The sequence below is a fragment of the Eubacterium sp. BL-380-WT-2B genome (assembly GCF_009696115.1).
In the GTDB taxonomy this organism is placed as follows: domain Bacteria; phylum Bacillota; class Clostridia; order Eubacteriales; family Eubacteriaceae; genus Eubacterium; species Eubacterium callanderi.
The window spans coordinates 427,845-454,280 of the sequence record NZ_VUMP01000005.1; the positions used below are offsets into that span (position 1 = coordinate 427,845).

Annotated in this window: 26 protein-coding genes, 1 rRNA gene and 1 CRISPR repeat array (1 of these 28 cut by a window edge); of the genes, 20 read left to right on the plus strand and 7 right to left on the minus strand. The window is 47.4% G+C overall.

Features of this window, described 5'->3' with window-relative positions:
* Positions 1-490: a CRISPR direct-repeat array (repeat unit 30 nt; unit sequence GTTGAAGATTAACATGAGATGTATTTAAAT); it begins 586 nt to the left of the window's first position.
* 84 nt (positions 491-574) lie between these two features.
* Complete coding sequence (locus FYJ53_RS12305; RefSeq protein ID WP_148428581.1) at positions 575-2,221, minus strand: hypothetical protein; 1,647 nt, start codon at positions 2,219-2,221, stop codon at positions 575-577.
* Between the two features lie 445 nt (positions 2,222-2,666).
* Here FYJ53_RS12305 and FYJ53_RS12310 point away from each other — a divergent pair, with 445 nt between their 5' ends.
* Positions 2,667-3,458, plus strand: coding sequence for a tRNA1(Val) (adenine(37)-N6)-methyltransferase (locus tag FYJ53_RS12310; protein ID WP_013378504.1), 792 nt, complete (start codon positions 2,667-2,669; stop codon positions 3,456-3,458).
* 17 nt (positions 3,459-3,475) lie between these two features.
* Here the strand turns inward: FYJ53_RS12310 and FYJ53_RS12315 are convergent, their stop codons facing one another.
* Positions 3,476-4,447: an ATP-binding protein gene (locus FYJ53_RS12315; RefSeq protein WP_148428583.1), complete on the minus strand. Its 972-nt coding sequence runs from the start codon at positions 4,445-4,447 to the stop codon at positions 3,476-3,478.
* Positions 4,440-5,459: a DnaD domain protein gene (locus FYJ53_RS12320; RefSeq protein WP_013378506.1), complete on the minus strand. Its 1,020-nt coding sequence runs from the start codon at positions 5,457-5,459 to the stop codon at positions 4,440-4,442. Before FYJ53_RS12320 ends, FYJ53_RS12315 begins: the two co-directional genes overlap by 8 nt.
* A 190-nt stretch (positions 5,460-5,649) precedes the next feature.
* Between FYJ53_RS12320 and FYJ53_RS12325 the strand changes: the two genes are divergently transcribed.
* The 7 genes from FYJ53_RS12325 to FYJ53_RS12355 all read left to right on the plus strand — a co-directional run bounded on the left by FYJ53_RS12325 (position 5,650) and on the right by FYJ53_RS12355 (position 11,340).
* The gene (locus tag FYJ53_RS12325) at positions 5,650-6,927 is read left to right on the plus strand and encodes a UDP-N-acetylglucosamine 1-carboxyvinyltransferase (protein ID WP_013378507.1); all 1,278 of its coding nucleotides are present in this window, start codon (positions 5,650-5,652) and stop codon (positions 6,925-6,927) included.
* 2 nt (positions 6,928-6,929) lie between these two features.
* Positions 6,930-7,805, plus strand: coding sequence for a polysaccharide deacetylase family protein (locus FYJ53_RS12330; RefSeq protein ID WP_013378508.1), 876 nt, complete (start codon positions 6,930-6,932; stop codon positions 7,803-7,805).
* 183 nt (positions 7,806-7,988) lie between these two features.
* Positions 7,989-8,777 carry an MBL fold metallo-hydrolase gene (locus tag FYJ53_RS12335; RefSeq protein WP_013378509.1) on the plus strand — a complete coding sequence of 263 codons (789 nt, stop codon included), beginning with the start codon at positions 7,989-7,991 and terminating at the stop codon, positions 8,775-8,777.
* 38 nt (positions 8,778-8,815) lie between these two features.
* Positions 8,816-9,928, plus strand: coding sequence for a S1C family serine protease (locus tag FYJ53_RS12340; protein ID WP_154557358.1), 1,113 nt, complete (start codon positions 8,816-8,818; stop codon positions 9,926-9,928).
* A gap of 147 nt (positions 9,929-10,075) precedes the next feature.
* Entirely contained in the window at positions 10,076-10,438 is a 363-nt protein-coding gene (locus tag FYJ53_RS12345) for a VOC family protein (RefSeq protein WP_013378512.1), read from the plus strand.
* Between the two features lie 75 nt (positions 10,439-10,513).
* On the plus strand, positions 10,514-10,771 hold the full coding sequence (locus FYJ53_RS12350) for a zinc ribbon domain-containing protein (protein WP_090412299.1): 258 nt from the start codon (positions 10,514-10,516) through the stop codon (positions 10,769-10,771).
* A 125-nt stretch (positions 10,772-10,896) separates the two neighbouring features.
* Positions 10,897-11,340, plus strand: a complete 444-nt coding sequence (locus FYJ53_RS12355; RefSeq protein ID WP_013378514.1) for a MarR family winged helix-turn-helix transcriptional regulator — start codon at positions 10,897-10,899, stop codon at positions 11,338-11,340.
* A gap of 32 nt (positions 11,341-11,372) precedes the next feature.
* On the opposite strand, the gene FYJ53_RS12360 is transcribed toward FYJ53_RS12355, so the two are convergent.
* The 4 genes from FYJ53_RS12360 to FYJ53_RS12375 form a co-directional block, all read right to left on the minus strand.
* Positions 11,373-12,170: a response regulator gene (locus tag FYJ53_RS12360; protein ID WP_013378515.1), complete on the minus strand. Its 798-nt coding sequence runs from the start codon at positions 12,168-12,170 to the stop codon at positions 11,373-11,375.
* Positions 12,167-13,975: a sensor histidine kinase gene (locus tag FYJ53_RS12365; protein ID WP_090412300.1), complete on the minus strand. Its 1,809-nt coding sequence runs from the start codon at positions 13,973-13,975 to the stop codon at positions 12,167-12,169. Before FYJ53_RS12365 ends, FYJ53_RS12360 begins: the two co-directional genes overlap by 4 nt.
* 91 nt (positions 13,976-14,066) lie before the next feature.
* Positions 14,067-15,260, minus strand: a complete 1,194-nt coding sequence (locus tag FYJ53_RS12370; protein WP_013378518.1) for a coenzyme F420-0:L-glutamate ligase — start codon at positions 15,258-15,260, stop codon at positions 14,067-14,069.
* A 152-nt stretch (positions 15,261-15,412) separates the two neighbouring features.
* Positions 15,413-16,291, minus strand: coding sequence for a GGDEF domain-containing protein (locus FYJ53_RS12375; RefSeq protein WP_090412302.1), 879 nt, complete (start codon positions 16,289-16,291; stop codon positions 15,413-15,415).
* Positions 16,292-16,508: 217 nt separating this feature from the next.
* On the opposite strand from FYJ53_RS12375, the gene FYJ53_RS12380 reads away from it, so the two are divergent.
* From FYJ53_RS12380 to FYJ53_RS12435, 12 genes are all read left to right on the plus strand, one after another.
* Positions 16,509-17,045 carry a hypothetical protein gene (locus FYJ53_RS12380; protein WP_041689793.1) on the plus strand — a complete coding sequence of 179 codons (537 nt, stop codon included), beginning with the start codon at positions 16,509-16,511 and terminating at the stop codon, positions 17,043-17,045.
* A 279-nt stretch (positions 17,046-17,324) separates the two neighbouring features.
* Positions 17,325-18,275, plus strand: a complete 951-nt coding sequence (locus tag FYJ53_RS12385) for a sugar-binding transcriptional regulator (RefSeq protein ID WP_013378522.1) — start codon at positions 17,325-17,327, stop codon at positions 18,273-18,275.
* 58 nt (positions 18,276-18,333) lie between these two features.
* On the plus strand, positions 18,334-19,515 hold the full coding sequence (locus FYJ53_RS12390; RefSeq protein ID WP_090412304.1) for a sn-glycerol-1-phosphate dehydrogenase: 1,182 nt from the start codon (positions 18,334-18,336) through the stop codon (positions 19,513-19,515).
* Positions 19,516-19,517: 2 nt separating this feature from the next.
* Entirely contained in the window at positions 19,518-20,312 is a 795-nt protein-coding gene (locus tag FYJ53_RS12395) for an HAD-IIA family hydrolase (protein WP_013378524.1), read from the plus strand.
* Between the two features lie 214 nt (positions 20,313-20,526).
* The gene (locus tag FYJ53_RS12400) at positions 20,527-21,096 is read left to right on the plus strand and encodes a transcriptional regulator GutM (protein ID WP_013378525.1); all 570 of its coding nucleotides are present in this window, start codon (positions 20,527-20,529) and stop codon (positions 21,094-21,096) included.
* A 148-nt stretch (positions 21,097-21,244) separates the two neighbouring features.
* Entirely contained in the window at positions 21,245-21,817 is a 573-nt protein-coding gene (locus FYJ53_RS12405; protein WP_013378526.1) for a PTS glucitol/sorbitol transporter subunit IIC, read from the plus strand.
* A gap of 3 nt (positions 21,818-21,820) precedes the next feature.
* Entirely contained in the window at positions 21,821-22,789 is a 969-nt protein-coding gene (locus FYJ53_RS12410; RefSeq protein ID WP_013378527.1) for a PTS glucitol/sorbitol transporter subunit IIB, read from the plus strand.
* 24 nt (positions 22,790-22,813) lie between these two features.
* Entirely contained in the window at positions 22,814-23,173 is a 360-nt protein-coding gene (locus FYJ53_RS12415) for a PTS glucitol/sorbitol transporter subunit IIA (protein WP_013378528.1), read from the plus strand.
* An 18-nt stretch (positions 23,174-23,191) separates the two neighbouring features.
* Positions 23,192-23,467, plus strand: coding sequence for an HPr family phosphocarrier protein (locus FYJ53_RS12420; protein WP_013378529.1), 276 nt, complete (start codon positions 23,192-23,194; stop codon positions 23,465-23,467).
* 154 nt (positions 23,468-23,621) lie between these two features.
* Entirely contained in the window at positions 23,622-24,830 is a 1,209-nt protein-coding gene (locus FYJ53_RS12425; RefSeq protein WP_148428587.1) for a pyridoxal phosphate-dependent aminotransferase, read from the plus strand.
* A gap of 9 nt (positions 24,831-24,839) precedes the next feature.
* A complete protein-coding gene (locus tag FYJ53_RS12430; protein ID WP_148428589.1) occupies positions 24,840-25,784 on the plus strand; it encodes a 3'-5' exoribonuclease YhaM family protein in 945 nt (314 codons plus the stop codon).
* A gap of 452 nt (positions 25,785-26,236) precedes the next feature.
* Positions 26,237-26,436: ribosomal RNA gene (locus FYJ53_RS12435) — 16S ribosomal RNA — on the plus strand; the annotation flags it as partial.

A 26,436-nucleotide genomic window follows, 5' to 3' on the forward strand; every position in this document is an offset into this window, starting at 1 on the left:
ACGTTGAAGATTAACATGAGATGTATTTAAATCAGGCCGCCACCATTAATAAACTAAACAAAACAAAAGTTGAAGATTAACATGAGATGTATTTAAATGGGTTACGCTGGCCGGGCTTACGAAAGTAAAAAGCGTTGAAGATTAACATGAGATGTATTTAAATTCGAAGTTATAATTCCTGTGAAAGAGTTTTAGTGCGTTGAAGATTAACATGAGATGTATTTAAATTGTCGCCTTCTACGGCGGCCAGGGCGTCGGCGTAGGGTTGAAGATTAACATGAGATGTATTTAAATGGCCAAGCGGGATGCCAACGGGAAAATTCCGGTCGGTTGAAGATTAACATGAGATGTATTTAAATCACGATCACGTTTGATAGTATCGACTCTTTTGCGAAGTTGAAGATTAACATGAGATGTATTTAAATGCGCAAAATCCTCTCCAGCATACATCTTACAAGTCGTTGAAGATTAACATGAGATGTAAGGTGTTATATGAAAGTTGAAGAATAATAAAAGCTATATTTATCAACATAAAACAAAAACCGTCAGCATACGCTGACGGTATAAAAAGCTTTTATTCTTCCTCGCTATTCTCGAACAAAGTGTCCTCCTGTTCGGCATAGAGGCTGTCCAACTCCTCATTAAGCAGCTGGTTTGCGAGGATAACTTCTTTGATTTTCTGGACCAGGCCGGAGGCGGTCAGCAGACAGGCTGGGATGATGATAAACCAAAACATGTGAAACATACTGACTTCTCCGCCGGTAAAGAAGGTGTATATCAGTCCCCCAAAGCACCCGAGCATGATGACTACGGTTACGATGAGGGTAGCATTGAAGGACATATCCATGGTCAGGGCCACAAAAATGCACAGGACAAAAAGAATCAGGTAGTCCATAGCAATAAAACGTCCTGAGGACAGGGCGGTGAATACCCCCATGCCCAGCATGGCAATAACAAATAAAATCAGACGCAGGGATACGGCGGAATATTTAAAGGCACCGAGGGACACGGCATCAACATTTTCGTAGGTGACGTCATCCAGATTATTATCAGAATATTCTTCCTCCGGGGCTTTATCCAGTGGGAGTTCATCAAACAAATCTTCCTTGACGGTCTCCACAGTATCTTCAAAAAAATCGGCAAAAGGATGGTCTGATGCCTCCTCGGAAGTCGTGTCATTGACGGTTTCCTGGAAAATAGCATCATCTTCAGCTAAAAAGTCTTCTTCCTCGAAGTCTTCGCCCTCAGGAAAATCCTCAGGACCGTTTTCTTCAAAAAGAGTTGCCTCCTTGGAGTGCTCTTCTAAAAAGGAATCTTCGTCGTCAAAGGCGTCATTCTCGTCAAAGTCATCTTCTTCAAAGAGGGCGCCATATTCGTCGCTGTCTGTTTCAAAAGCGTCCGAGTCATCGGGGTCATATTCTTCGAAAGATTCTTCATCATAAGCTTCAAAATCAGCCTCTTCATCCCCGGATGTTTCCAGCGGATTATCATCGAGAACTTCCTTGTCGACGGCGGCTCTTGCGGCCATATACCGGCTGTAAGGAATATCCTCCATTAATTCTTCGGCTTCTTGCAGCAGCTCGTCGATTTCGGCCAGATCGGGCTCGTCAACGCCAAGCGGGAGCTCCATTGGTTCTCCATCATGACGGGCAATTCTTCCTTCTGGCGGGCCGTCGGCATTGTCCTGGTTTTCGACAGAAAGGTCTGGTTCAGAAATTTCTGTCTCCACCCAGATATCAGCAGGCGTCTGGGTGTCTGTCCCGGACGGTTCTGCCTCTGAAATCTCCGGATTGGGCGTTGGGATGGGTTCAGTCTGTGTAAGAATGACAGGATCTTCTGGCATTTCAATGACTTCGGCTGGTTCTGCAGCAGGCTCTTCCTCAAAGGAGTTAGCGGGTTCTGCTTTTTTCAGTTCGGCCAGGGCTTCCTCTACGCCGAGGATTTCTTCGGTGTGGAAACCAATGATGCCGCTTTCATGGGTTTTCTGCTGGCTCTTTAAAACAGCCTGCTCAAAAAGATCCTCAACAGGATCCTCCAGATGATGCCCGGTGGATTCTACGATTTTCTGTTTGATGGATTCTACGGGAATTTCCGCGGAATCAGTGAGATGGGATATTTTATGATCGATCCGGTCCTCAAAGGCGGAGAAAAGGGAAAAAAGATCCTTCTTTTTTTCCAGAAGCTCTTCGACTTCGCGGCTCTCTGGATTGCGTTTATCCATAGTCTATACCATGCTTTCGTTTATAGTTAAATTTATTATAACAAAAAGCTGAGTCAGAATAAAGTAAATTTACGAAAAAGTGACAGTATTCGTATTTAAACTGTGAATAACTTATGGTATAGTAGTAGAAAATTGTACACAAAAACACTTGTTTTGCTCGGAAAAGAAAAGCCCTAAAATAAAGGAACGGGGGATTCATCCACAGAATGCACACAAAAAACTGTGGAAATGTGGATAACTTTATAAAAGAGTAATAAACAGGGCTGGCAAAAAACAAAAAGTGTTCAACGGCTTAATATTACAGTCTTTTTGTTAAAATTAGGACAATCTTACACAGAGTTATCCACAATAAGTGCACAAAATCGGGTAAATTGTGGACAACTTTTGTGGAAAACGGGTGTTTTTCAAAATATTGTGGTATAGAAAGAATAATGGAGCATAAATTGTGGATAACTTTATAAAAGAGAACGAGCGTTTAGAAGATTTAGGAATTAAGGGACTCAAGATCATTCAAAACCCGGATTATTTCTGCTTTGGCATTGATGCAGTGCTGCTGTCATGGTTTGCTTCGGGAGCAGTGCGCAAAAAGAGCCGGGTGATTGACCTGGGGACAGGAACTGGGATTATTCCGCTGCTTTTATATGGAAGAACAGGCGCTCAGAAAATCCAGGCCCTTGAAATTCAGGAGAATATGGTGGAGATGGCTGGGCGCAGTATAGCCTGCAATGGACTGGAAGAAAAAATTGAGATTATTCATGGTGATATCAGGAACCCTGGTGAGCAGGTACGGCCGACCAGCTATGATGTGGTGGTCAGCAACCCGCCTTATATGAAGGTGGGGCATGGGCTTAAAAATCCTATGGAGACCAAGGCCATTGCGCGCCACGAAATTCTGTGCGGTATTGAGGATATCGCAATTTTTGCCAAGCGGATGTTGAAGGACCGCGGCAAGCTGTTTTTAATCCACCGTGCAGACCGTCTGGCGGATATTATGAGCGCGATGCGGGATCACAGGGTAGAGCCCAAACGCCTGCAGTTTATCCATCCCTATGCAGACAAGCCGGCTAATCTGGTTTTGGTGGAGGGCATGAAGGCAGGGAAACCTTATCTGATTACAGAGGCGCCCATCGTGGTCTATGAAAAGGATGGGCGGTACACACAGATGATCAATGATATCTATGGAACATCTGCGCCCTATGACCGGATTATAAAAAATAAAACAGCGCCGGAGTTGTAAAGCTCCGGCGCTGTTTTTTATCCCATGCGTTTTTTAATCAGGCGGATATCGTCTCCGGCAAAGACAATGTTCAGGAAGTTGCCGCGGATTCTGGAAGTCAGACGCTCGTCGTAGTTTTCAAGAATCTGGGGCATGGTCAGGTTGGTGGATAAAATGATTTTTTTATGCTCCTGCAGCCGGGTATTGATTACCTCAAAAAGCTGCTTTTTGCTGAAATCCGAGTAAAACTCTGCCCCGAAATCATCGATAATCAACAAATCAGCGGTGAAAAGTGGGGAATATATTTCATTAATGGGTATATTATCATTGAAAATTTTACTCTGAATATCCTGGACCAGATGAGCGGCGGTGATATAGATAACATTGTAGCCCTGCCCGATAAGGGCGTTGGCGACACAGTTTGACATAAAGGTTTTACCCACGCCGGGTTTGCCGGTAAACAGGTAGTTGTCATTTTGCGACTCGAAATGCAGGCAGTAATGCTGCATTTTTTCCTTGAGACGGCACATTTTTTCCCTTGGTGAGCCATTCTGAGCTTCAGCGGTTTCGTTTGCGTAATAACCCGGGTTAAAGGTATCGAAATTTTCGGCCTGGGCGTGAACATTCAAATCATAGTTGTTAAAGGCTGCCCGGATGAGCTCCTGTTTTAAACAGGAACAGACCTGTCCGTCCACGTAGCCGGTATCCTTGCAGATTGGGCAGTCGTAGCGGAGCGTCAGGTAATCCAGCGGATAGCCGTTTTGGAGCAGCAGGGCTTCCTTCTGCTTTTTTAAGGCCCCGACACTCTGGCGGAATTCGGCGATGGCTTCAGGATTTTTGCGGGACACCTCACGGGTCATTCGGATTCCCTGAAGGTTGATGGCATGGTCGAGTTCAGCGAGCTTTGGAATGGAGGCATAAAGCGCCTCCTGTTTTCGCTTAAGCTCAAGCTTGTTTCGGAACTGCTTTTGCTCAAAAGCATCGTAGACTTTTTTGGTTCGTTCATTCATTGTCGTCACTCCATAACCAGGCTTCGTCTAACTGGTCAAGCTCTTCATAGACCTTTTTGCGGTCTTCGCTGATCACGACGTCGCCCTTTGACTGATGGTAGCCCTTTTTAGGCTCTGCGTTAATTTCTTCCAGGCTGGTGTAACCCTTCTGGGACCAGCGTTTTAAAATGGCGTCGATGTAGCGGATATCCTGTTTGCTGGAACGCTGCATGGCCGCGGTGATGATGTCCATATCAAAGTGGTAGTCGTCTGCCCAGCGAATGATCATTTCCTTTTCCCAGGCGATGGGCGCCCGACGAAGGCCGAGATATTTGAAAACATCATAGACCAGCTTCTGTTCACCTGCGCTTTTTCGGATATAGGCATCGGCCTCTGCGGCTTCACGGATACCGGCCCTGTACCAGCCCTCGGCTACGGATTTCAGGTAGTTGATGATTTGTTTTGCCGTGAAGGGCTTTTCCTTTTTACCAATAAGGTTCATGGAATATTCCACCAGAAGGATCACAGTTTCCGGGGTAAAATGGTACTCAGTGATCCAGTTTTTAAACATCTGAGTTTCCTTCTGGGTGATGGTCCGGCTGCCATACATCTGCTGAATTTTGGAATACATGTGGGCAACACGGGCCTCCATGCTGTCAGGATCCTGCTTCTGGGGCGTTTCTGCTTTTTTAGTTTCGGCCTCTGTCTTGGTATGGTGCGACATCAGCCTGGCAGAAATGTTGTAATAAGTGACGATGATGTCTTTTGTGCCAACGTATTCCAGGGAGAGGATGCCCTCCTTTTCCCAGTATTCCCATGCCTTGATGACATCCCCCTCAGTCAGGTCAAAAAGCTTGCTGAGTGCCAGGTTGTCAATGGGCTCAAGGGAATGGTTAAAGCAGTGCTTCAGCCCAAAAAGATACACCTTCACATAATCGCCCCGGGCCCGGGGCATATAGTGATTGATAAATATATTTTCGACTGGCGTCATGGCCATATTGTCGTTGTCGATGATAAACTTGAACTGATTCATTTGGAAAACACATCCTTGATTAAAGAGTGCTCTTATTATAGCACAAAACCCTGCAGTTTTTTATCCCAATTGTATACGAGATGTAAATTCTTTCATTTGTTGGCTTAAAAACGGGCACTTTGGGTTGCCAATCAGTTTAGGTATGATATAATAACAAAGTTAAATGCGTGTGCGAAAGGAAGACTATTATATGGATACTTTTATCATTGAAGGAGGTCACCCGCTAAACGGTGAGGTGGCAATCTCCGGAGCAAAAAATGCAGTATTGGGTATTATTCCCGCAGCCATCCTTTGTTCCTGCTCAAGCAAAATCGATAATGTGCCCGACATTAAGGATGTTAACAAGATCGTTGCAATCCTGGAAAAGATGGGGGCAGAAATATACAGAGAAAATGATACTTTAATTATAAATACGGACAAACCAATCAATTATGACTGTTCGGAATATGAAGAAGAAACTGGAAAGATGCGTGCGTCTTACTATCTGCTGGGAGCGCTGCTGGGCCGTTACCACAAGGCCATTGTTCCGTTGCCGGGTGGCTGTAATATTGGAGACCGCCCCATCGACCAGCATATCAAGGGGTTTGAAGCGCTTGGAGCAAAGGTGCTCATTGAGCACGGCCAGGTTAAGATGACAGCGGACCGTCTGATCGGCGCGGATATTTATCTGGATGTGGTCAGCGTTGGCGCTACTATCAATATCATGCTGGCGGCGACCCGCGCAGAAGGCATGACCATCATCGAAAACGCGGCCAAAGAACCGCATATTGTGGATGTGGCAAACTTCCTGAACTTGATGGGAGCAAATATTAAGGGCGCGGGAACAGATACCATTAAGATCAAAGGTGTGGATGAAATGCATGGCTGTGAATACTCCGTCGTACCGGATCAGATCACAGCAGGAACCTATATGATGGCGGCTGCCGCAACCTGTGGCAATGTGCTCGTGAAAAACGTTATTCCGAAGCATATGGAGGCTGTCACCGCAAAAATGCGTGAAATGGGCGTCGAGATCATTGAAGAGGACAATGGTATCCGCGTCATTGGAAAAGAAAATATTAAAGGCTGTAAGGTGAAAACACTGCCTTATCCAGGCTTCCCGACCGACCTGCAGCAGCCCATGGCAGTACTCATGAGCATTGCCAGTGGACAAAGTGTTATTACTGAAAGTATTTTTGAGAACCGTTTTAAATATGTGGATGAACTGCGCAAAATGGGCGCAGAGATTGCCATCAACGGACGTGTCGCCAATATTACCGGCGTTCCGACTTTGTCCGGGACTAAGATTAAAGCAACTGATCTGCGCGCGGGTGCTGCCATGGTCATCGCAGGGCTTATCGCCGAGGGCGAAACCCGGATTACAGATATCCAGTATATTGACCGCGGCTATGAAAAGTTAGAAAGTAATATCCGGAGTCTTGGCGGCATTATCCGCCGTGAGGCCATTGAAAAGAAAGTCGAAGACTAAAAATGAAGACACGAAAAAGACGCCGCATCCGGTTTAAACCGCGGTTTTACGTGTGGGTGGCGGCGCTTGCTGCTGTGCTCATGACGGCGTTCTTTTTCATAGCCACCCATCCGGCAAAGAAGCTTGAGAAGAACTCCCAGACAGCGCTTCAGGCGGTGGAAACCCTTCAGACCGCCCTGTCAAACGCCGCGGAAAAGGGCACCAGCGCCTTGAAGACCGAAGAAAGTAAGGAACAGGAGGCCATTAAAGAGCGCATCCGAAACGGTGATACCGATGGACTTAAGGTTGTTTTTATGACCTTTGACGACGGCCCCAGCGAGCATACCAATGAGGTGCTTGACATTCTGAAAAAATATCACATCAAGGCCACCTTTTTTACAAATGGCCGTGATAATGAAGTGGCAAGAGCTGCCTATAAGAGGATTGTAGATGAAGGCCACACCCTTGGAAATCACAGCTGGAGTCATAAATACGACCTTTATAAAAATCCGCCGGCTTTTTATGAGGACGTTGCGAAACTGGATGCATTTCAGCTTGAAGTGACAGGAAAGGGTGAGATATCCCATATGTTCAGGTTCCCTGGTGGTTCGCTCAACGCTAACGCAACCTGTATACAGGGGATTCTTGACAGAGGCTATAACTATGTGGACTGGAATTCCTCGGCTGGTGACGGGGGCGGTAATCCCGCCAGCACCGACGCGGTTGTGAATAAAATTATGAGCGAGGTTCATCAGCACAATGTGAGCACTGTCCTCTGCCATGCAGAGCTGCGGGACACCACACGGGCCGCTTTGCCCCAGCTTTTTGAGACGCTTAAAGCGGAGGGGTACACTTTTTTACCTATGGAATCAGACCTTTCATATCCCAGACAGGTATGAAAAAGGAAAAGTTGAAAAGTTCTCCCGGACCGCTAAAGTCCGGGGTTTTTTTGCTGTTTTTAAAAGAAGTTGCGTTAAGTAAAGATTAAGTAAGATTCGATAACATGTAAGCAGCGACACTTCTGTCTTAAAGCGCAGAAGAAGTTCTATTACCGATCGAATTTTCGATAGTAGGAGATTCGCATGAAATTTTGTAGTTTATACAGTGGAAGTTCTGGAAACAGCCTTTTTGTTTCACACAGTAAGACAAAGCTTTTGATCGACGCAGGCCTCAGCGGAAAGCGGATTGAACAGGCGCTGTGCGCCGTCGATGAGCTGCCCGCCCAGCTTGGCGGTATTCTGGTAACACATGAGCACCGCGATCATATTCACGGTGTCGGTGTACTTTCAAGACGCTATGACCTTCCGGTTTACGCCAACTTTGCCACTTGGGAAAGCATGCGGGACAGCCTTGGAAAGATTGCGGAGCATAATGTCCGGGTTTTTGAAACCGGCCAGGCCTTTGTTATCGGAGATTTACAGATCGAAGCTTTCAATACCTCCCACGACGCGGTGGAATCTGTGGGCTTTACCATTGACAGCGGATGCAGCAGTGTGGGTATTGCCACCGATACGGGCGTTATCACGCCCAGAATTATGGAAGCCCTGAAGGGCAGAGATCTTGTGGTGCTGGAATCTAACCACGATCCCGCCATGCTGGAAGCAGGACGCTACCCCTTTCCGCTTAAGCAGCGTATTAAGGGAAACCATGGGCATCTCTCCAATGAAATATGCGGCGAGACGGTCTGTACCCTGGTCAAGGAAGGGCTTGATAAGGTTGTTTTAGCCCATCTCAGTGAGGAAAATAATTATCCCCTTCTGGCGTACCAGACCACTGCGCGGATTCTGGAGACCGAAGGCATACAGCCCGGAGAAGATTTGTCGTTAGTGGTGGCAGGCCGTAAAAACAGCAGTGAAATTTATGAACTGTAGAGGAACTTTCATCCAAAATTAAACGAGGTGAAAGAAAAATGTACGAAAATAATGAAAGACCAAAGAGAGAGTCCCATGTGTCCGCCGCCATCGTAGGCGGTGTAGTCGGTGGGATCATCGTGGCGATTATTCTCGTGGCTGTCCTGTACTTTACAGGTACCCTCGGCGGGGGGACCCGTACCGAGACTGTCGCGGGCCAGAAGGTTATCGTCAACGATGTGAATGTGGACTCTCAGGTAGAAGCCGTGGCACAGGTTGTCCCTGAATCCGTGGCCGGAATTGAGACCACCATGACAGAAAATACCATGATGGGCACTCAGGAAGCTGTGGGCGTAGGCTCAGGATTCATTGTGACGTCTGATGGTTATATTGTCACAAACCAGCATGTTATCAGCGATAACCCAAAGGAAATAAAAGTTTCTCTGGCTGACGGAAATAACTACACAGCCCAGAAGGTTTGGGCAGATTCCAGCCTGGATATGGCTATTATTAAAATTGACGCCAAAAATCTTCCAGCAGTTACTCTGGGAGACTCTGATAATTTAAAAGTCGGTGAGGTGGCCATCGCCATTGGGAATCCTCTGGGGCTTCAGTTTGAACGAAGCGTCACCGCGGGGATCATCTCCGCCTTAAACCGAAGCCTGGTTGTTGACAGCAGCCTGGTAGCGGAAGACTTGATCCAGACAGACGCCACCATCAATAAAGGGAACAGCGGCGGACCGCTTGTCAACGCAAACCGTGAGGTCATTGGCATTAATACCTATAAAAACGCCCAGGGTGAAGGCATGGGCTTTGCCATTCCCATCAATGTGGTCAAACCCATCCTCAATCAGGTCGTGACAAGCGGCAGCTTTACGCCGACTGTGATCGGGATCAGCGGCTATGATAAACAGCAGGCTGCTTATTACAACGATGCAGAGCCCATTGACAAGGGAATTTATGTTGCCTCAGTGCAGGCAGGCGGCGGTGCGGCCAATGCGGGTATCCAGAAAGGCGATATCCTTTTGACCATTGACGGCAAGGATGTGAATACCATGCTGAAGATGAAGGAAATCCTCTATGGACACAAGCCGGGAGACACCGTTAAGATTACTTACGAACGCGGCGGGCAGACAAAAGAAGCCGATGTGACCCTGCAGGCTGGAAATTGATAAAATTTATGAAACAACGGTAAAGAACCGCTGCTAATGCGGCGGTTCTTTTAAATAGAGAAAGTTTACGGGCAGTGCCAGTGCCAGGAGCTGGCACTGAAAAATACCAGAGAAAGAAGGCATCTGGCCTGGCGGATAAAAGCAGACATGAAATTTTCTTTTGTAACCATTCACGTTAATCATTTAGAGGAGTCCATCCGGTTTTATGAGGAGATTCTCGGCCTTAAGGTTTTGCGCCGCTTTAAAGCGGGTCCGGAAAAAGAAATCGCCTTTATGGGCGGTGAGGGGGCAGAGCTTGAGCTCATCGGAGACGCTCGCGACAGCGAGGTGAACGTCAATGAAAAGATCTCGCTGGGATTTGAGATTGCGTCGGTGGAGGAATGTATGGAGACACTTCAGAAAAAAGGCGTGCCGGTTTTAAGCGGACCCTTTCAGCCAAATCCCAAAACCCGTTTTTTCTTTATTCAGGACCCGGACGGCGTGATGCTTGAGCTTATTGAACAAAATTAATTTTCAAATCATGACACAGGATGTCAGTGTTTAGGTGGTATGCTAGAGACAAATACAGAACATCAGGAGGAAAAAATGGAAAAATTTTGCCAGTCCTGCGGGATGCCGATGAGCGAAGAGGTATGCGGAACAAATGCCGATGGCAGTGCAAACGACGATTACTGCCAGTACTGCTATGAGAAAGGCGCTTTTACAGCGCCGGATATGAGCATGGAAGAAATGATTGAAATCTGCGTTGGTCCGATGGTGGAGAATAATGCAGAAATGACAGAGGAACAGGCGCGGGGAATGATGAAAGAATTTTTTCCAGCCCTGAAGCGCTGGAGAGTGTAGCCCAAAAGAATGCCGCATCGCTTTGTGGCATTCTTTTTTTATTTGCAGCAAGCCTTTTCATTTGACAAATGGACGGTAACGCCATAAAATTAGAGTAACGCCAGAAATTTGAAGGAGGCACCAGTATGGAGCTGCCGACCCAGGATGAAATATTAAAGCTGATCTCCATTATTCAGAGGAAGACTCAGATGTATTTAAATAAACAGACCAGCGAGCTGGGGCTGACCAGCGGACAAGCGCCCTTTATCATGATCACCTGTGAAAACGAGGGCATACCGCAGAACCGCTTTGTTGAGCTGCTGGACATGAATAAAAGCACGGTGACTAAAATGGTGGCAAAGCTTGAGGAAAATGGCTACCTGACCCGGGAGGCAAACGCCTGTGACAGCCGTTCCTTTGACGTTTACCCCACCGAAAAAGCCTACGAGGTGCTGCCAGAGCTGCAGCGCATTGGCACCGGATGGGTCGATGAAATCACAGCAGGCATGACAGAAATTGAGAGAGCCATTTTTTTTGACCTGCTGAGGAGAAGCGCGGAGCGGGCAGGAAGGTACTTTGATGACCATTAAAAAGCCAGCCCAGTGCTGGCTTTTTTGGTAAATCAGAGGATGCCGGCTTTCTGGGATAAGAAACCGGTGGTAAATTCAGCCCAGCTGTAATTGCGCATATATTCGCCAGCGTAGCTGTTGATGGCGCGGATATCGCCCTTTAGAAAATTATAGTAATCACAGTCCAGCTTTTCGGTGTCCACAGACAGGTAATTGCGTTTTTTGATCAGGATATCCCCGGCATTGACGGCTTTAAAGGTCTTTATCATGTCTGCGGCAACGGTCTGGAACTGGCTCTGCAGGGAATGGGACAGGTCCCGGTCCTCCCACAGAACAGAGATCAGCTCAGCGGTGGTAGAGCCAGAGCCCTTTCGGTCCACCAGATAAGCAAAAAGCTCTTTGGCCTTTGCGCGTCCAAAGCGCAAAGGCGCGTTGTCCACAAAGACCTCAAAATTGCCGAAGGTCTGTACCCGAACCCGTTTTTGGCTGACGGCTGGCGGCAGTCCGAGATTGTCAATCTCGGACTTTACAGCTTCGACGGTGGGGGGCTTCAGCAGATAACCGCTGGCATGTACTGAAAAGGCATCCAGGGCATAGTCGGGAAAACCGGTGGAAAAGATGATCTTGACCGACGGGGCGGCCTCTTTGAACCGTTTGGCCAGCTCAATGCCGTTCAGACCATACATTTCAATATCCAGAAAAGCAATGTCCACTGGATTTTCCCTGAGATAGTCCAGTGCGGCAAAGGGGTCTTCAAAGCCCTTAAAACGACTGCCGGGCGCGGCCTCCTTTAGGATTTTAAGCATGTAGCCCAGGGCCAGCGCTTCGTCGTCGACTGCGATGATATTCATTCGGTGCTACCTCCTTTTTTAGGCAGAATAATGGTGGCAGTGGTGCCGCTTCCCAGCACGGTGGTAACTGTCAGGCGGCCGCCGCACTGGTTTTCCAGACGGCTCCGGACATTGTCGATGCCGATATGGCTGCGGCCGTCCTCTTTTTTGACGGAAGGGTCAAAGCCCACGCCGTCGTCAGAAATGGTGAGAATAACACTGTCCTCTGTTTCCTGGGTGGACAGGGTAACCGTACCTCCTGAAGGTTTTTTGGTTACGCCGTAGCGCACTGCGTTTTCCACTAAAGGCTGTACCGTCAGAGGCGGCAGAGAAAAGTCGCTGACGCCAATGTCGTAGGCGATGCTGAGACGTTTTCCAAAACGCATTTTTTCCAGAGACAGGTAGTTTTCAATGTGGGTCAGTTCCTTTTCAAAAGGAATGGCGCCGGTGTGGGACAGTGAGTCCAGGTTGCCACGGAGAAATCCAGCGAACTGCCCGACAGCCTCCTCGGCCTTTTCAGGATCAATGGCGCAGAGCTGTTTGATGGCGGTCAGAGCGTTGAACAGAAAATGAGGCTGGATCTGGCTCAGCATAATGGCGATACGATTCTGCACCAGCTCTTTTTCAAGCGCCTGCGTTTTGCGGGCAGCGGCTAGGGTGTTCCGGGTATAGCGGACCATATAAGAAAGCTGTGCCAGAATAAAGAGCGTGAAGCCAAGCTTGAAGAACAGGTTAAAAGGCAGGAACCCCAGATAGTAGTTTACAATATCCCCAAAACCAATAAAACAGATACCACAGGAAAACAGAATAAAGCGGGTATCGCGCTGTGGGTTATGGGCATTCTCATAAATAAGGCTGAATAAAATAATGATCACGGCCGCTGCGTCAAGCAGGGTGAGCGGGGTGAGGAGCTCATAGCCGTCCCAGATTCCCAGAGACTGAACCAGCAGAAAGAACAGAGTGAAGGCAAGCCCGGCGTAAACGCAGCCCGAAATCGCATAGCGGGCCCGGCTTTTTACAAAGTCCAGGAGATAGAGCCCCAAAAAGGGCATGATAAGGCTCAGACTCAGAATATCCAGAATGTTGGTAAAAACATTGGTGGTGACGAGCAGTGAGATGATATGAAAATCAAGAAAGATCCACAGTCCGCTGGCGATGGTAAACAGGGACAGGTGGAAAGGCGCCCAGCTCAGCGGTGTCCGGATGATTTTTAAAATAATGACGGCTGCCAGCAGAACCAGTCCCATGAGCAGGATAAAGCCCCCCAGCAGCAGGGATGAGCCTGAGGTGGTGACCAGGTCTCTGAACAGGACGCCGGAATCACCCATGAAAAGATTTTCAAGGAAAAGATTAAAAGCCTGCTCATTGTTGCTGGGGTAAATATTTTCCAGGCGGATGGTGATGGTATCGCTGGCGGCAACGCCACCGGGCGCGAGGAGCACATCCCATTGGTTACCCGGTGATTTTGAAAAAGAAGGGTAGGCTCCTGGCTGGCCAAAGCTGTAAATTTCAGTGCCATTTTTATACAATTGCACCCGGATATTGCTCACGCGGAAAAGAATGGGAGAGCCGTCGTTAATATTCTGGCTGAAGTGGCCGGTGAGAATAACCGAAGGGTTTTGGTCAGAGTCGATTTTGGTATCAGCTGTCAGAGGCTGTGGTGCTGCGCCGTCACTGGCCTGCCAGGTGCCTGTGAAGGTCAGCGGGTCCAGCACAGTGTTCAGCTCATCCGTCCGGTGTTCCTCTGCGATGGTATAGGCTAACAGCGTAACAGAGAACAGCGCAATAACCAGTGCCAGGATTTTGAGTACAATATTGGATTTCATAGAATGTGCCTTTATCCCTTCTGTTTTTTAAGTTATACCCCGCAGCCTAAATTAAAAAGCAGTGCCCGAAATGCCCAGACACTGCTTTTTTCTAATCCGCGTAATTGTCAAAATACCCCTGGATTAATACAATGGGTGTTCCCTTGTCACCGCTGCCGGTGGTTAAGTCGCACAGGCTGCCGAGCAGGTCGGTCAGACGGCGCGGCGTAGTGCCCTGGGTTTCCATTTTTCCCACAAGGGATTCCTTGGGTTTATTGGCAATGTATTCGGAGATCGCTGATTTGAGGGCGTCTCCAGATAAATCAGCAAAGTTGTTGTCTGCCAGATATTTTAGCTTGACTTCGTTGGGGGTTCCGTTTAAACCGTCGGTGTAAGCCGGACTGACAACCGGGTCGGCCAATTCCCAGATCTTGCCGACCGGATCCTTGAAGGCGCCGTCGCCAAAAACCATGACCTCGATACTTTTGCCGGTAGCCTGGTGCAGTCTTGCCTGTACCTCATGGACAAAATGCTCACACTCCTTTGGAAAGAGCTTGACCTTTTCCTCGGTGGCTTTGTTTGAGCCCAGGAGGCCGTAGTCAGCGTTGTAGCCGCTGCCGTCCACCGGTTTGGTCAACAGGTCGTCCAGGCCCAGAACGGTTAGAGCGCCCGCTGCCTTTAACAGCCGTTTGGAGCGCTCGCGGGTATGGATATCGCAGGTGAGTACATGCTTTTCATAGGGCAGAATGCTGCGGCAGTCATTGGCAAAGACAAAACGGACCTCGGCGTTTTCCTCTTCGCAGAGCGTCCTGTAGTAAGAGACATAATCGACGCCGGTAAAGGTGTGGGGGTTGCTTCCGAACAGATCGCGGTAACGGGCTTCGTCCAGCACGTCTGTCCAGGGGTTTACGCCCTTTTCATCAAGCTGGTCGAGATCGACCAGATGATTGCCCACCTCGTCTGAGGGATAGCTCATCATAATGGTCAGCTTTTTAGCGCCCCGGGCGATCCCGCGCAGACAGATGGCAAAACGGTTGCGGCTCATGATTGGAAAAATCACGCCGAACTCGCCGTCTGGGAATTTAGCCTTTACATCCTCCGCGATGGCGTCGACGCTGGCGTAATTGCCCTGTGCCCGGGCGACCACAGCTTCAGTAATGCCCACAACATCACGGTCGTTTAAATCAAAGCCCTCGCTCTGAGACGCCTCCAATACAGAATCGACCACGATGCCCGCAAGATCGTCGCCCTCTCGAATGATCGGTGCCCGTACGCCTCTGGATACGGTGCCGGTTGCTCTTGTCATATTGTACCTCCCGCGGCAGTGCCGCTTTTTTTCAGAATAAATTAAAATGAAAGCTGTGTCATATCCCCGATGCTCATGCGCTTTCAAAAAGAATTATATTATAAAACCTCCGGCGTGTAAAACAATTATTGCGCTCAATTTAAAAAAGCGGCTTATCGGCCGCTTTTATTTCGTCTCTTTTCTGCATACATCCGCATGTCCACCTGGTCAAAAAAGTCGGCGGCGTTCATTTCCCCAGGGTGGTATTCCTTAATTCCCATGCTCGCATTGACGGAAAAGCGGGAATCACCTTTATAAAAAAGGTGCTCTTTAATGTCCCGTGACAGGGCGGAGAGGACGGGTTCTGCCTGTTCAAGGGAAAGAGAAGGAAAAATTAAGATAAACTCATCACCGCCGATGCGGGCAGCCCAGCCTTTTCCGTTGGCCGCCGCGTCTGTCAGCAGGGAGGCCATCTCACGCAGGACAACGTCACCGGTCTGGTGTCCGTAAGTGTCGTTGATAATTTTGAAATCATCAATATCCATCATGGCGGCGGTAAAGGATTTTTTTTCGTTAATACAGCGTGAAACCTCGCGTTCTGCGTAATTTTTATTGTAAAGGCCGGTGTAAAGATCACGGACAGAAAGATTGTTGAGTTCGGCGATAACATCTGTGATGATCGTGTTGTCACAGTGTCGGTCATCATTGATCATCAGGCTGGCAGTGACATCCTTGGCCATTTCCAGAACGCAGCGGCGTCCATCGAGGGTATGCGGGGTGGAGAGGATCAGAAAGACCTTGTTTTCCAGATATTCCAGCTTGATGACAGGCTCCTTGAGGCTGAGTGCCCGAATGGAGGAACAGTTGTGGCAGGGGGTGTCACGCTGCCAGATTGCGTAGCAGGGAATATCTTCGGCCTCAAGACAGGCATTCTTACAATTATAGACACAGTAATCCGCTGGTGTGACAAAGCGGTACTGGTCAAAAAAAGCCGCGGCAGACTGGTCAATCAGATTGTGCAGCATGGCGTCAGAGTCTTTTATTCTAAACATGATCTTTTCACCTCGTGACCGCCCTTAGTAGACGGACTGTTTTTCTGTGATTATAGTACCAGTGCAGATCACGGTTGTCAATTAAAATCATTCTGAAAATAAAAGGTTTCGCTTTTATGGGTTTTACCGAAAGGGGTGTATTTTTACCAAAGTGGTTGCGGGTATCCCTGCTTTTCGTGATAGGATAAATAAAAAGCTTATTATTCAGGAGGAAAAAATGGAACCGAAAGGAAAAGCCCTTTTAAAGGGCGCAGGCATTGTTTTTCTGATATGGGGTATCCTTATCACAATTTTTGGCGTCGTACTGTTTTCAACAGCGGCGATGCTGCAGCAGCTGGGCGACAGCCATGAAATTCAGCAGATTGCCACAGAGGGCGGTCTTACAATGGAAGGCCTGGTGCACACGGTCAATATGATGTCAGTATCGCTGATCGTCAATGGCGTCTGCATTGTTATCCTTGGGATTTTGGGGATTATTTTCTGTAAAAGCATTGGGAAGGCACGTTTTTTAAGGTTCTTGAGTATTCTGGTCATTGTGTTCAGTGCGGTAAATCTGGGTATGAGCATTCTCTATGGTTTGACTGCAATGATCCCGCACATGGTCAGCATTGTTCTGGGCATTGCCTATTTTATCGGCGCAGACCGGAATGTCAAGACCATTGATTTGAGTGTGGAGGAAGTGGATGCTGAGGACGCTGACACCCTGGCGGAGGAAGTGCAGGAGCAGGAAACAGAAGAAGTGAAGGAAAAGTGAGATGATCATCCCACTGCGGGCAGATGCTGCCTTGCGGTGGGATTTTTTTGATTTCAAAAAAAGTATATTATTTTTACAAAATAAAAAATGTAAATATTTTCAGCGAAGAATATCCGTAAATTTTGAAGAAAATTAGAAAAAATACAAAAATCTTGTTAAGATAACCGACTTTTCAGGTTGACATTCATTATAGAAGTTATATAATGACATTAAACAATGATTGACAATATTTCAGATATAAACAAAAGTAAAAATCACAAAGGTTTGGAGGGATAAAAGATGAAAAAGGTCATTGATGACGAGCGGCTGATGGTTAAGATCTGTGATATGTATTACAATCAGGATTTAAATCAGAAAGTCATTTCAGCTCAGCTTGGCTTGTCCAGGCCAACGGTTTCCCGGATCATCAGCAATGGTAAGGAGCGGGGAATTGTAAAAATCATCATCGACAACCTGGAAGGCACCGACTATGTGGAGCTGGAGCGGGAAATCGAAAACCTGTATGGCCTGCGTGAGGTCATCGTCGTTGACACCAAGAAGGACATCGAAGACCAGAAAAACGAAATTGGCCGGGCTGCCGCCCAGTATCTGGAGCGTGTGGTTAAGGACGGCAACATCGTCGGGGTATCCATGGGTACGACCCTGGGGTATATTGCCAGACACGTTGTGGGCAACGCGACCAAGAACATCACCTTTGTCCCGCTGATCGGCGGTATGGGCCATCTTCGGATGGAGCTGCATTCCAACTACATTGTAGAGGATCTGGCAAAGGTTTTTGGCGGAGAGTTTATGCTCATGCACGCACCGGCAAGGGTTTCCGGCAAACAGATTAAGGAAGAGCTTTTGAAGGAGGACGGCATCAGCAAAATTATCCGGATGGGTGATAAGCTGGATGTGGCACTGGTGGGAATCGGAGTTCCCAACAGTACTTCTGCCATTATGGCTACCGGCTATTATGACCGGGTAGAAATGAACAAAATGCGCGAAAAACATGTGGCAGGCGACATCTGTATGCAGTTTTATGACATAAACGGAAGTACAACTCCCTTCAAAATTGATAACAACGTGGTCGGCATTGAAATTAAAAAGCTGCGCCGCGTACCGCATTCCATCGGTGTAGCCTGCGGCATTGAAAAGGTCGATGCCATCAAGGGCGCCATCAACGGTAAGTATATCAATACACTGGTTACAGATGTGGAAAGCGCAAGAAAGCTGATTGAAGAAGAATAGCCGTAATTTACGGTCATTAATACTTTTAGATTTTTTAAATTAAAAGGAGAACCTAACAATGAATGAAATCCTGAACCTGGCCATCAACGAAATGGCAAACACTGAATTCGACTGCTCCTGCGGGAGACATCACAATTTTTCAATCCATGACATCGCCATCGGGAAGGGCGCGATCAAGGAGCTGCCGCGTGTGGCGGAACCCTTTAAAGAAGGAAAAATCCTCATCGTTTACGATGATAATACCTATAAAGCAGCTGGAAGAGAAGCGAAACAGCTGTTGGACGACGCAGGCTTCAATGTCAAGGAATTACTGTTTGACCGTGGTGGAGAATTATTGATCCCAGATGAAAGTGTTGTCGGACGTATTCTTGAAGAACAGGAACTAGACGTCAGCCTGATGGTAGCCGTAGGTTCGGGTTCACTGAATGACTCTGTTAAATATGTATCCTCCCGTACAAAGGTGCCTTATATCATTGTCTGCACCGCGCCTTCTATGGATGGCTATGTGGCCGATGGTGCCCCGCTGATCTGCAATGGCTATAAATATTCTTATCCGGCATGCCTTGCTTATGGCGTTGTTGGTGATACCGACATTATGAAAGAAGCGCCGATGGAATTAATCCATGCGGGCTTTGGCGATGTCGTAGGAAAAATTACCGCTCTGGCAGATTGGGATTTATCCGTTAAGGTCAATGACGAATACCGCTGCGAAACCTGCGTAGAGCTTGTGCAGCGTGCTCTGGACAAATGCTTTGGCCAGGCAGAAGCGTTAAAGGAACGTAACGACGAAGCGACCTTATACCTGATTGAAGCCTTAACCCTGACCGGTGTGGCCATGGGGCTTGTCAATATCTCCCGTCCGGCTTCCGGCGCAGAACACATGCTGTCCCATTACTGGGAAATGGATTATATCGCGAGAGGCCTGACACCCATCCATCACGGCACACAGGTTGGTGTTGCGACACCGGTCATCGCCATGTTCTTTGAAGAAATGGCAGACCTGCTGCCAGAGGGAACCGGAGCGCTGTGCCCGCCGCATGAAGAAATTGAAGCGCTTCTTCGCAAAGCCGGCTGCCCGGTAACACCCAAGGATATCGGCATTGACAGAGATTTATTCCACAGAAGCCTGATCGAAGGCTACAAAGTACGTCCACGGTATTCTGTTATGGAATTTGCAAAAGCCCACGGCCGTCTGGAAGAAATTGCAGACAAAATTACAAATACAATTTACGGAGAATAAACATGCGATTTGAAAAAGACCAGGCATTAAATGATGTCAAACTGTTCGTACTGGATATGGATGGCACCGTCTATTTAGGCAACAACCTGATCGAAGGGTCCTTGGATTTTATCCATAAGGTTAAGGAAACTGGAAGAAGCTTCATCTTCTTTACCAATAACGCATCCCGCGTGCCGTCTTTCTACAAAGAAAAGCTGGCAAAAATGGGTCTGGAGGTAGAGGAAAGCGATGTTGTCACCGCTGGTGATGTCACCGCGGAATTTTTGAAAACCTACTACCCAGGCAAGCGTGTTTACCTGAACGGGACACCGCTTTTGGAAAACAGCTTTAAGGAAAAGGGCATCAATCTGGTTGATGATGAGCCAGATGTGGCGGTTCAGAGTTTTGATACCACCCTCACCTATGAAAAGCTGGATAAAATCTGCCGTTTTGTCCGTAACGGCGTACCTTTTGTGGCTACCCATATGGACACCAACTGCCCGACAGAGGATGGCTTTATGCCAGACTGCGGCGCAATGTGCGATTTAATCACCTCCTCCACTGGTGTGAAGCCGCGTTTCCTGGGCAAGCCTTTTAAGGAAACGGTGGATATGGTATTGGAAATCACCGGCTTCAAACGCGACGAGGTTGCCTTTGTCGGTGACCGTATCTATACGGATGTGGCTACCGGTGTTAAAAACGGAGCAAAAGGCTTTCTGGTACTTACCGGTGAAGCGGATATGCAGACTGTTGCAGAGTCTGAAGTCGAACCCGACTGTATTTATGATTCATTATACGAAATGAGCAAATACCTATGACGCCAAATCCAAATTCCGCAGAAATTTGGTAGGACACGCAGAGTGGTAGCGGGCGTCCGGCAATAAGGCTAACGCATTTTTAAAAGAAAGTTATCCTGAGAGGATATAAAAACTTTCTTTTAAAAATGTGATCTGTTTAATTCTTTATTGTCGATCTTCGCTTATCGTTATATAATAATATATAGGATTATTAGTAAAAAATGGAGAGTGTCAGATGAACGATGGCTTAAAGTATTTTATATTTCTGGCTTTTGCCATGATGGTTCTGCAGAGCTTTTTATCCTATCTTCAATATAAAAGCTACCAGAAAGCCGTAAGCGCCCTTCAGGGAAGGGGCTGGATCTTAGGCATTGGCATGCGCAAGGGCGGCTTTCATATAAAAGGCGGCGCCATTATTGTGCTGGCATGGGACCGGGGAACCAACCAGGTCATGGCCTGTAAAAGACTACAGGGCATTGCCATGTGGAAGCGTTTTGAAGATGTGGACGACTATAACGGCATGACACTCAATGAAGTGCGCAAAATCGGGATCGAGGAAGATCTTGCCATCAACCCCCGGTTGCGCGAAAAAGAACCCTATAGTCCGCTGTTGGTTGATAAGCGCCGTAAAAAAGGCGCTCTCATACAGGCTATTGAAGCCATAGACAGGCGTCTCGCAAAAGAGATGGAAAAAGAGGAACAAAAAAAGGTCGTGCAGGATGACGGATTAGAACGGCAGGAGTTACAGGCACGGCTGCGCGCAAGACAGCGTGAAATCAGAAAAGAACAGTCCGGCAAAGGCTGAGGGGCCTTTCAGGGCTGTGTGAGGGGGCGGTTTATCTTCAGGTGAAGAACAAATGCAGAGAACGTGTAAACGTTGGCCGTAACGCATACGGCAGGATTAATGGTTTTATTTATATGAGTATTTATTAATTTTTAGAAGGAGTGATTTTATGGAAGCTTTACAAACTTTCGGACAAGGCTTTATGGGTCTGTTCCAGAACGGCGCGAACTACTTTATCCAACTTTATGTCTTACAGTTACTGCCATGGGTTATTATCATGATAACCTTTATGCATATTCTGTTTAAATTAATCGGACTGGAACGAATCGAAAAGCTTGTTAAACTGTGCAACAAATTTTTCTTAACCCGCTGGATTCTGTCACCGGTGATCGCCATGGTATTCTCTGGTAACCCGATGACTTATCCTTATGCCCGTTTTTTACCGGAAAACCAGAAGGTAGCCTTCTTTGACCCTGGTATTTCTTTCTGCCACCCGGTCACCGGCTTATTCCCGCACGCCAACCCAGGCGAACTTTTCGTATGGCTGGGGATTGCCAGCGGTGTCTATGTACAGGGCTTACAGTTCGGTATCGGCATCGAATCTCTTGGTGGTTTAGCAGTGGAATACTTCCTGCTTGGGATGGTGATGGTACTGCTTCGCAGCATCTTTACCCAGGTAATCTACAACGCTAAGTACAAAGCAAAATACGGCCATGCACAGGGCTCAGAAACGGAGGCATAAACCATGTATAATGCAGTAAGAATCGAAAAAGGACATGGCGGATGGGGCGGACCGCTCGTTATCCAGCCAACTGAAAAGAAAAATAAAATTGTCTCTATTACTGGCGGCGGCATCGACCCGTTAACCCGCAAGATTGCCAAGCTCACTGGCGCAGAAGCCATTGACGGTTTCTCAAACGGTGTGCCGGATGATGAAATGGCCTGTGTTATCATTAACTGCGGCGGTACCTTAAGATGCGGTGTATACCCGAAAAAAGGTGTTATGACCGTTAATATCACCCCTGTTGGCCAGTCTGGCCCCTTAGCGGAATTTATTAAAGAAGATATTTACGTTTCCGGCGTTGTCGAAAGCGGCATCACACCGGCAGACGGTTCAGAAGTCCCAGTCGAGGAAGACACTGCTGAAGAAGAAGTGGTTGAAGAAGCCGCTCCGGCAGCGGATGCCCCAAAAGAAAACTGGGTCGCACGCGGCGGTAAAGCCCTTGCTGGTTTTGCAACCAAGTGTGTACAGGGCGGTAAAGAAGCCATTGATATTACCATCAAAGACATTCTCCCGTTCATGGCTTTCTATTCATTGCTCATCGGCCTGATCGAATTCTCCGGTTTAGGTGCTCTGATGGGACAATACGTTTATCCGTATTTAGGAACCCTTCCGGGTCTTTTGATACTGGTAATTATTTGCGCACTTCCTATGATTTCTCCGCTGGTTGGTTCCGGCGCGTTAATCGGCCAGGTATTATCCGTTTTGGTCGGTTATGGGATCATGATTGGCGCATTTCCGGTCGTTTTAGCACTTCCGGCCCTTTTTGCCGTCGATGCTCAGGTAGGCTGCGACTTTATCCCAGTTGGTTTATCCATGGGAGATGCCGCGAGCGATACAGTAGACATCGGGGTACCATCTGTGTTATTATCTAGATTGTTCACAGGACCGATCATGGTGCTTATCGCATATTTTGTAGCAACAATGCTCTAGAATAGATTTTAAGGAGGAAGAATCATGGGATATAAATCAACCGTAACCGAAATTGGACCAATGGTGCAGGACTTTATCGGTGAAAAAATGATTATCGTCTTTAACGATAACGCACCTGCAGCCCTCAGAGAAATGGCTGTTCTCCATTCAATCGAAGAAATGGAAAAGGATATTGCCGTGAACGATATCATCGCCATTGGCGGACAGGAATTCGTGGTAACAGCTGTCGGCAGTGAAGCTAACGAAACATTCAGAACAATGGGGCACTGTACTTTCTGCTTCAATGGAGGGGATACGGCGAAGATCCCAGGACACATCGAACTCCTTGGCGAAGGTATGCCAGAAATCACTGTAGGCTGTACCATCGAAATCATTCACACCTAAGAAAACGGAGAGGTAAATATGTATTCAAAAGAAACGGTTATTATCAACAAAACCGGTCTTCACGCAAGACCAGCATCGGACTTTACCAAAAAAGCCAGCGGCTTTAAATCAGCCATCAATGTAAAAAATCTGGATGAGGATAAAGAAGGAAACGCAAAATCCATCATCGCAGTTATGGCAATGTGCCTGTCAAAGGGAACACGCGTTGCTGTAAGCGCTGAAGGCGACGACGAACAGCAGGCAGTCGATACACTGATCGAGCTGATCGATTCTGGCTTCGGCGAAGAAGAGTAATCTAAAAAAGAGGAGTGCACGAAAGGGCCGACAAAGCCTGTCGTGGCACTCCTTTTTTATCCGCGCCAAAATCCTTGTGGCGCTTGTTTTTTTTTCGCCTTAAGCTTATAATGAATACATTAATGTAAGGAAATCAAAAAGGAGTTAATATAAAATGCAAATATCCAAACGCGTAATGGGGATGGGAGAACCCGCCCTTTTAAAATATTATCCCCTGGTGGATAAAGCTGAGACTGAGGGAAAAAAAGTCTATTACCTGAATATCGGACAGCCCGATATCTGTACCCCGCCCAGCTTCATGAAAAAAGTCAACGAAATGAAGGAAAACGTTCTGGCCTACGCAGCTCCCGAAGGCGAAAACGCATTGCGGGAAGAAGCCTGCAAATATTACCGGAAATACGGCTTAACCTACCATAAAGGGGATATGCTCATCACCAATGGCGGCAGCGAAGCCCTGCTATTCACCTTTCTGACCATCTGCAACCCCGGCGACCAGATTCTGACCCCGGAACCGCTCTACAGCATTTATAAAGAGATGGCCTCAGCCACCAGCATTGACTTAAGAGGCATTAAAACCTATGCCGAAGAAGGCTTTGCACTGCCGGACAGAGAAACCATCGAGGCGGCTATCACCCCGGCGACCAGGGCAATTCTGATCACCAACCCTGGCAACCCAACTGGTAAGGTGTTCAGCAGAGAAGAAATCGAACGCGTGCGGGATATCGCTCTTGCTCACGATCTTTACGTCATCGCTGATGAAGTTTACCGCGAATTTATTTATGACGGGCTCGCCTATGTGAGCCCCGGTCATTATCCAGAGCTGGACCAGAACTGCATTATTATCGATAGTATTTCAAAGCGCTATAGTGCCTGCGGCGCCCGCATTGGCTTTATCTTGTCAAAAAATCAAGTGTTCATGAATCAGATTAAAAAACTCTGCCAGATGCGTCTGGCCGTCTCCAGCGTCGACCAGCTTGGCGCCGCTGAGCTATTTAAGCTGGACACCAGCTTTTTTGATGACGTGCTCAAGGAATACACGCATCGACGCGATATTGTCTACGATTGTCTGAAAACCATCGACGGCGTGGTCTGTAAAAAGCCAACGGGAGCATTTTACTATGTGGCCAAGCTTCCGACAAAGAATGCCTGTGATTTTATCGAATGGATGATCACCGATTTTGATTACGAGGGAAAAACCGTGCTGCTGTCCCCGGCCAACGATTTTTATATTCATCCCGAGGACGGCGCAGATGAAGTGCGCATTGCCTATGTTTTAAAGGATACGGATATGGCAGCTGCCGTGGAAACCCTGAAACAGGGACTCAATACCTATAAAGAAAAATTCCCGGAACGCTGTAAATAGGAGAAAAGAATGGAAATAAAAAATCTACAGAAGGGACAGCCGTTTTTAGGCTATCTCTTTATCAAATCCCAGGTAACCAAAACCGCTGCCAACGGCAGCCGCTATTTTAATATGAAGCTCACCGACACCAACTTTGATGAAATCGACGGAAAAATGTGGGATGTCAAGGAAGCCGATGAAGAGGAATTTGTCACTGGCAAGCTCGTAAAGATCAAAGGCGCTGTCCAGGAATACAACGGGCATCTCCAGCTCATTGCCAACCGTATGCGTCTGGCCAATGAGGGCGACGATGTCAGCATCGACGATTTTGTGGAGTGTGCCCCCAAAAATGTCAATGACATGATCAGAGAGATCAACACGACCATCGATGCCTTTACAAATGAAGACATTAAAAAGCTGACCAAGGCCATTTTTGAAGATAAGACAAAAGTACTGTCCTATTTCCCGGCCGCTAAGTCTAACCACCATGCCCTAAAGGGGGGGCTGCTCTATCACACCTATTCTATGCTGCAAATCGGAAAAAGCCTGACACCGCTTTACCCATTTCTCAATGCAGATTTACTGTATTCGGGCATCATCCTTCACGACATCGGCAAAATTACCGAGATGGAATCCGATGAAAACGGCTCTGTAAGCGACTATACCGAGGAAGGCAAGCTGTTGGGGCATATCGTCACAGAAATCGTGGAAATCGACCAATATGGACAAAAACTTGGCGTCAGCGAGGAAGTTCTTCTCCTCTTAAAGCACATGATTCTGTCACACCATTACGAAGCCGAATACGGAAGCCCCAAAAAGCCGATGTTTCCAGAAGCTGAGCTGCTTCACCACATCGACATCATTGACGCCCGTATGAATACCATGGAAAAAGTTCAGAACACCCTAGAGCCTGGCGCCTTCTCCGAAAAGATCTGGGGGCTGGATGGTATCCAGCTCTACCGGAGCAAATTGTAATCCACAGATACTCTATATAATGTAGAAAAAAGCAGATGACGCCGCGCATCTGTTTTTTTAAATATCCAGCTTAAAATAAAATCAAAAAAGATTAAAACAAATGTTAAAAAGCGCTTGACAAAGGGTAAGGTCCGGGGTATACTAAGTAAGCTGTCTCGGAGAGTACAGAACCGCAGGGCTTTCAGTCCGGCGCTTGAGAAATTTAAAAAATAAATTTTAAAAAGCGCTTGACAGAACAAAGGCAACGCGGTATAATAAAGAAGTTCGCTTGAGAAAACGAACAACGATTACAGCGCAGAGCTGTAAGGGTCATAGAAAAGAGAATAGTACCATAAAACCTGAAATTCCAGCTGATGAAAATCAGCAAAGGATAAAAACGCAAGTGCGATGAACACTTCAAAAAATCATCAAATGAACCAGATCAAGAAGCCGAAAGGCTAAACGATAAACTTTTTATTGAGAGTTTGATCCTGGCTCAGGACGAACGCTGGCGGTATGCTTAACACATGCAAGTCGAACGAGAAGGTTTTGAATGATCCTTCGGGTGAAATTAGAACTGGAAAGTGGCGAACGGGTGAGTAACGCGTGGGTAACCTGCCCTATGGAAAGGAATAGCCTCGGGAAACTGGGAGTAAAGCCTTATATTATGGTT

Coding starts and splice junctions, on each gene's coding strand:
- FYJ53_RS12305 (WP_148428581.1), bottom strand. CDS start 2,221: ATGGATAAACGCAATCCAGAGAGCCGCGAAGTCGAAGAGCTTCTGGAA.
- FYJ53_RS12410 (WP_013378527.1), top strand. CDS start 21,821: ATGTATAATGCAGTAAGAATCGAAAAAGGACATGGCGGATGGGGCGGA.
- FYJ53_RS12380 (WP_041689793.1), top strand. CDS start 16,509: ATGGAACCGAAAGGAAAAGCCCTTTTAAAGGGCGCAGGCATTGTTTTT.
- FYJ53_RS12430 (WP_148428589.1), top strand. CDS start 24,840: ATGGAAATAAAAAATCTACAGAAGGGACAGCCGTTTTTAGGCTATCTC.
- FYJ53_RS12370 (WP_013378518.1), bottom strand. CDS start 15,260: ATGACAAGAGCAACCGGCACCGTATCCAGAGGCGTACGGGCACCGATC.
- FYJ53_RS12365 (WP_090412300.1), bottom strand. CDS start 13,975: ATGAAATCCAATATTGTACTCAAAATCCTGGCACTGGTTATTGCGCTG.
- FYJ53_RS12315 (WP_148428583.1), bottom strand. CDS start 4,447: ATGAATGAACGAACCAAAAAAGTCTACGATGCTTTTGAGCAAAAGCAG.
- FYJ53_RS12415 (WP_013378528.1), top strand. CDS start 22,814: ATGGGATATAAATCAACCGTAACCGAAATTGGACCAATGGTGCAGGAC.
- FYJ53_RS12320 (WP_013378506.1), bottom strand. CDS start 5,459: ATGAATCAGTTCAAGTTTATCATCGACAACGACAATATGGCCATGACG.
- FYJ53_RS12420 (WP_013378529.1), top strand. CDS start 23,192: ATGTATTCAAAAGAAACGGTTATTATCAACAAAACCGGTCTTCACGCA.
- FYJ53_RS12385 (WP_013378522.1), top strand. CDS start 17,325: ATGAAAAAGGTCATTGATGACGAGCGGCTGATGGTTAAGATCTGTGAT.
- FYJ53_RS12360 (WP_013378515.1), bottom strand. CDS start 12,170: ATGAATATCATCGCAGTCGACGACGAAGCGCTGGCCCTGGGCTACATG.
- FYJ53_RS12350 (WP_090412299.1), top strand. CDS start 10,514: ATGGAAAAATTTTGCCAGTCCTGCGGGATGCCGATGAGCGAAGAGGTA.
- FYJ53_RS12355 (WP_013378514.1), top strand. CDS start 10,897: ATGGAGCTGCCGACCCAGGATGAAATATTAAAGCTGATCTCCATTATT.
- FYJ53_RS12325 (WP_013378507.1), top strand. CDS start 5,650: ATGGATACTTTTATCATTGAAGGAGGTCACCCGCTAAACGGTGAGGTG.
- FYJ53_RS12375 (WP_090412302.1), bottom strand. CDS start 16,291: ATGTTTAGAATAAAAGACTCTGACGCCATGCTGCACAATCTGATTGAC.
- FYJ53_RS12395 (WP_013378524.1), top strand. CDS start 19,518: ATGCGATTTGAAAAAGACCAGGCATTAAATGATGTCAAACTGTTCGTA.
- FYJ53_RS12405 (WP_013378526.1), top strand. CDS start 21,245: ATGGAAGCTTTACAAACTTTCGGACAAGGCTTTATGGGTCTGTTCCAG.
- FYJ53_RS12335 (WP_013378509.1), top strand. CDS start 7,989: ATGAAATTTTGTAGTTTATACAGTGGAAGTTCTGGAAACAGCCTTTTT.
- FYJ53_RS12330 (WP_013378508.1), top strand. CDS start 6,930: ATGAAGACACGAAAAAGACGCCGCATCCGGTTTAAACCGCGGTTTTAC.
- FYJ53_RS12345 (WP_013378512.1), top strand. CDS start 10,076: ATGAAATTTTCTTTTGTAACCATTCACGTTAATCATTTAGAGGAGTCC.
- FYJ53_RS12400 (WP_013378525.1), top strand. CDS start 20,527: ATGAACGATGGCTTAAAGTATTTTATATTTCTGGCTTTTGCCATGATG.
- FYJ53_RS12425 (WP_148428587.1), top strand. CDS start 23,622: ATGCAAATATCCAAACGCGTAATGGGGATGGGAGAACCCGCCCTTTTA.
- FYJ53_RS12340 (WP_154557358.1), top strand. CDS start 8,816: ATGTACGAAAATAATGAAAGACCAAAGAGAGAGTCCCATGTGTCCGCC.
- FYJ53_RS12390 (WP_090412304.1), top strand. CDS start 18,334: ATGAATGAAATCCTGAACCTGGCCATCAACGAAATGGCAAACACTGAA.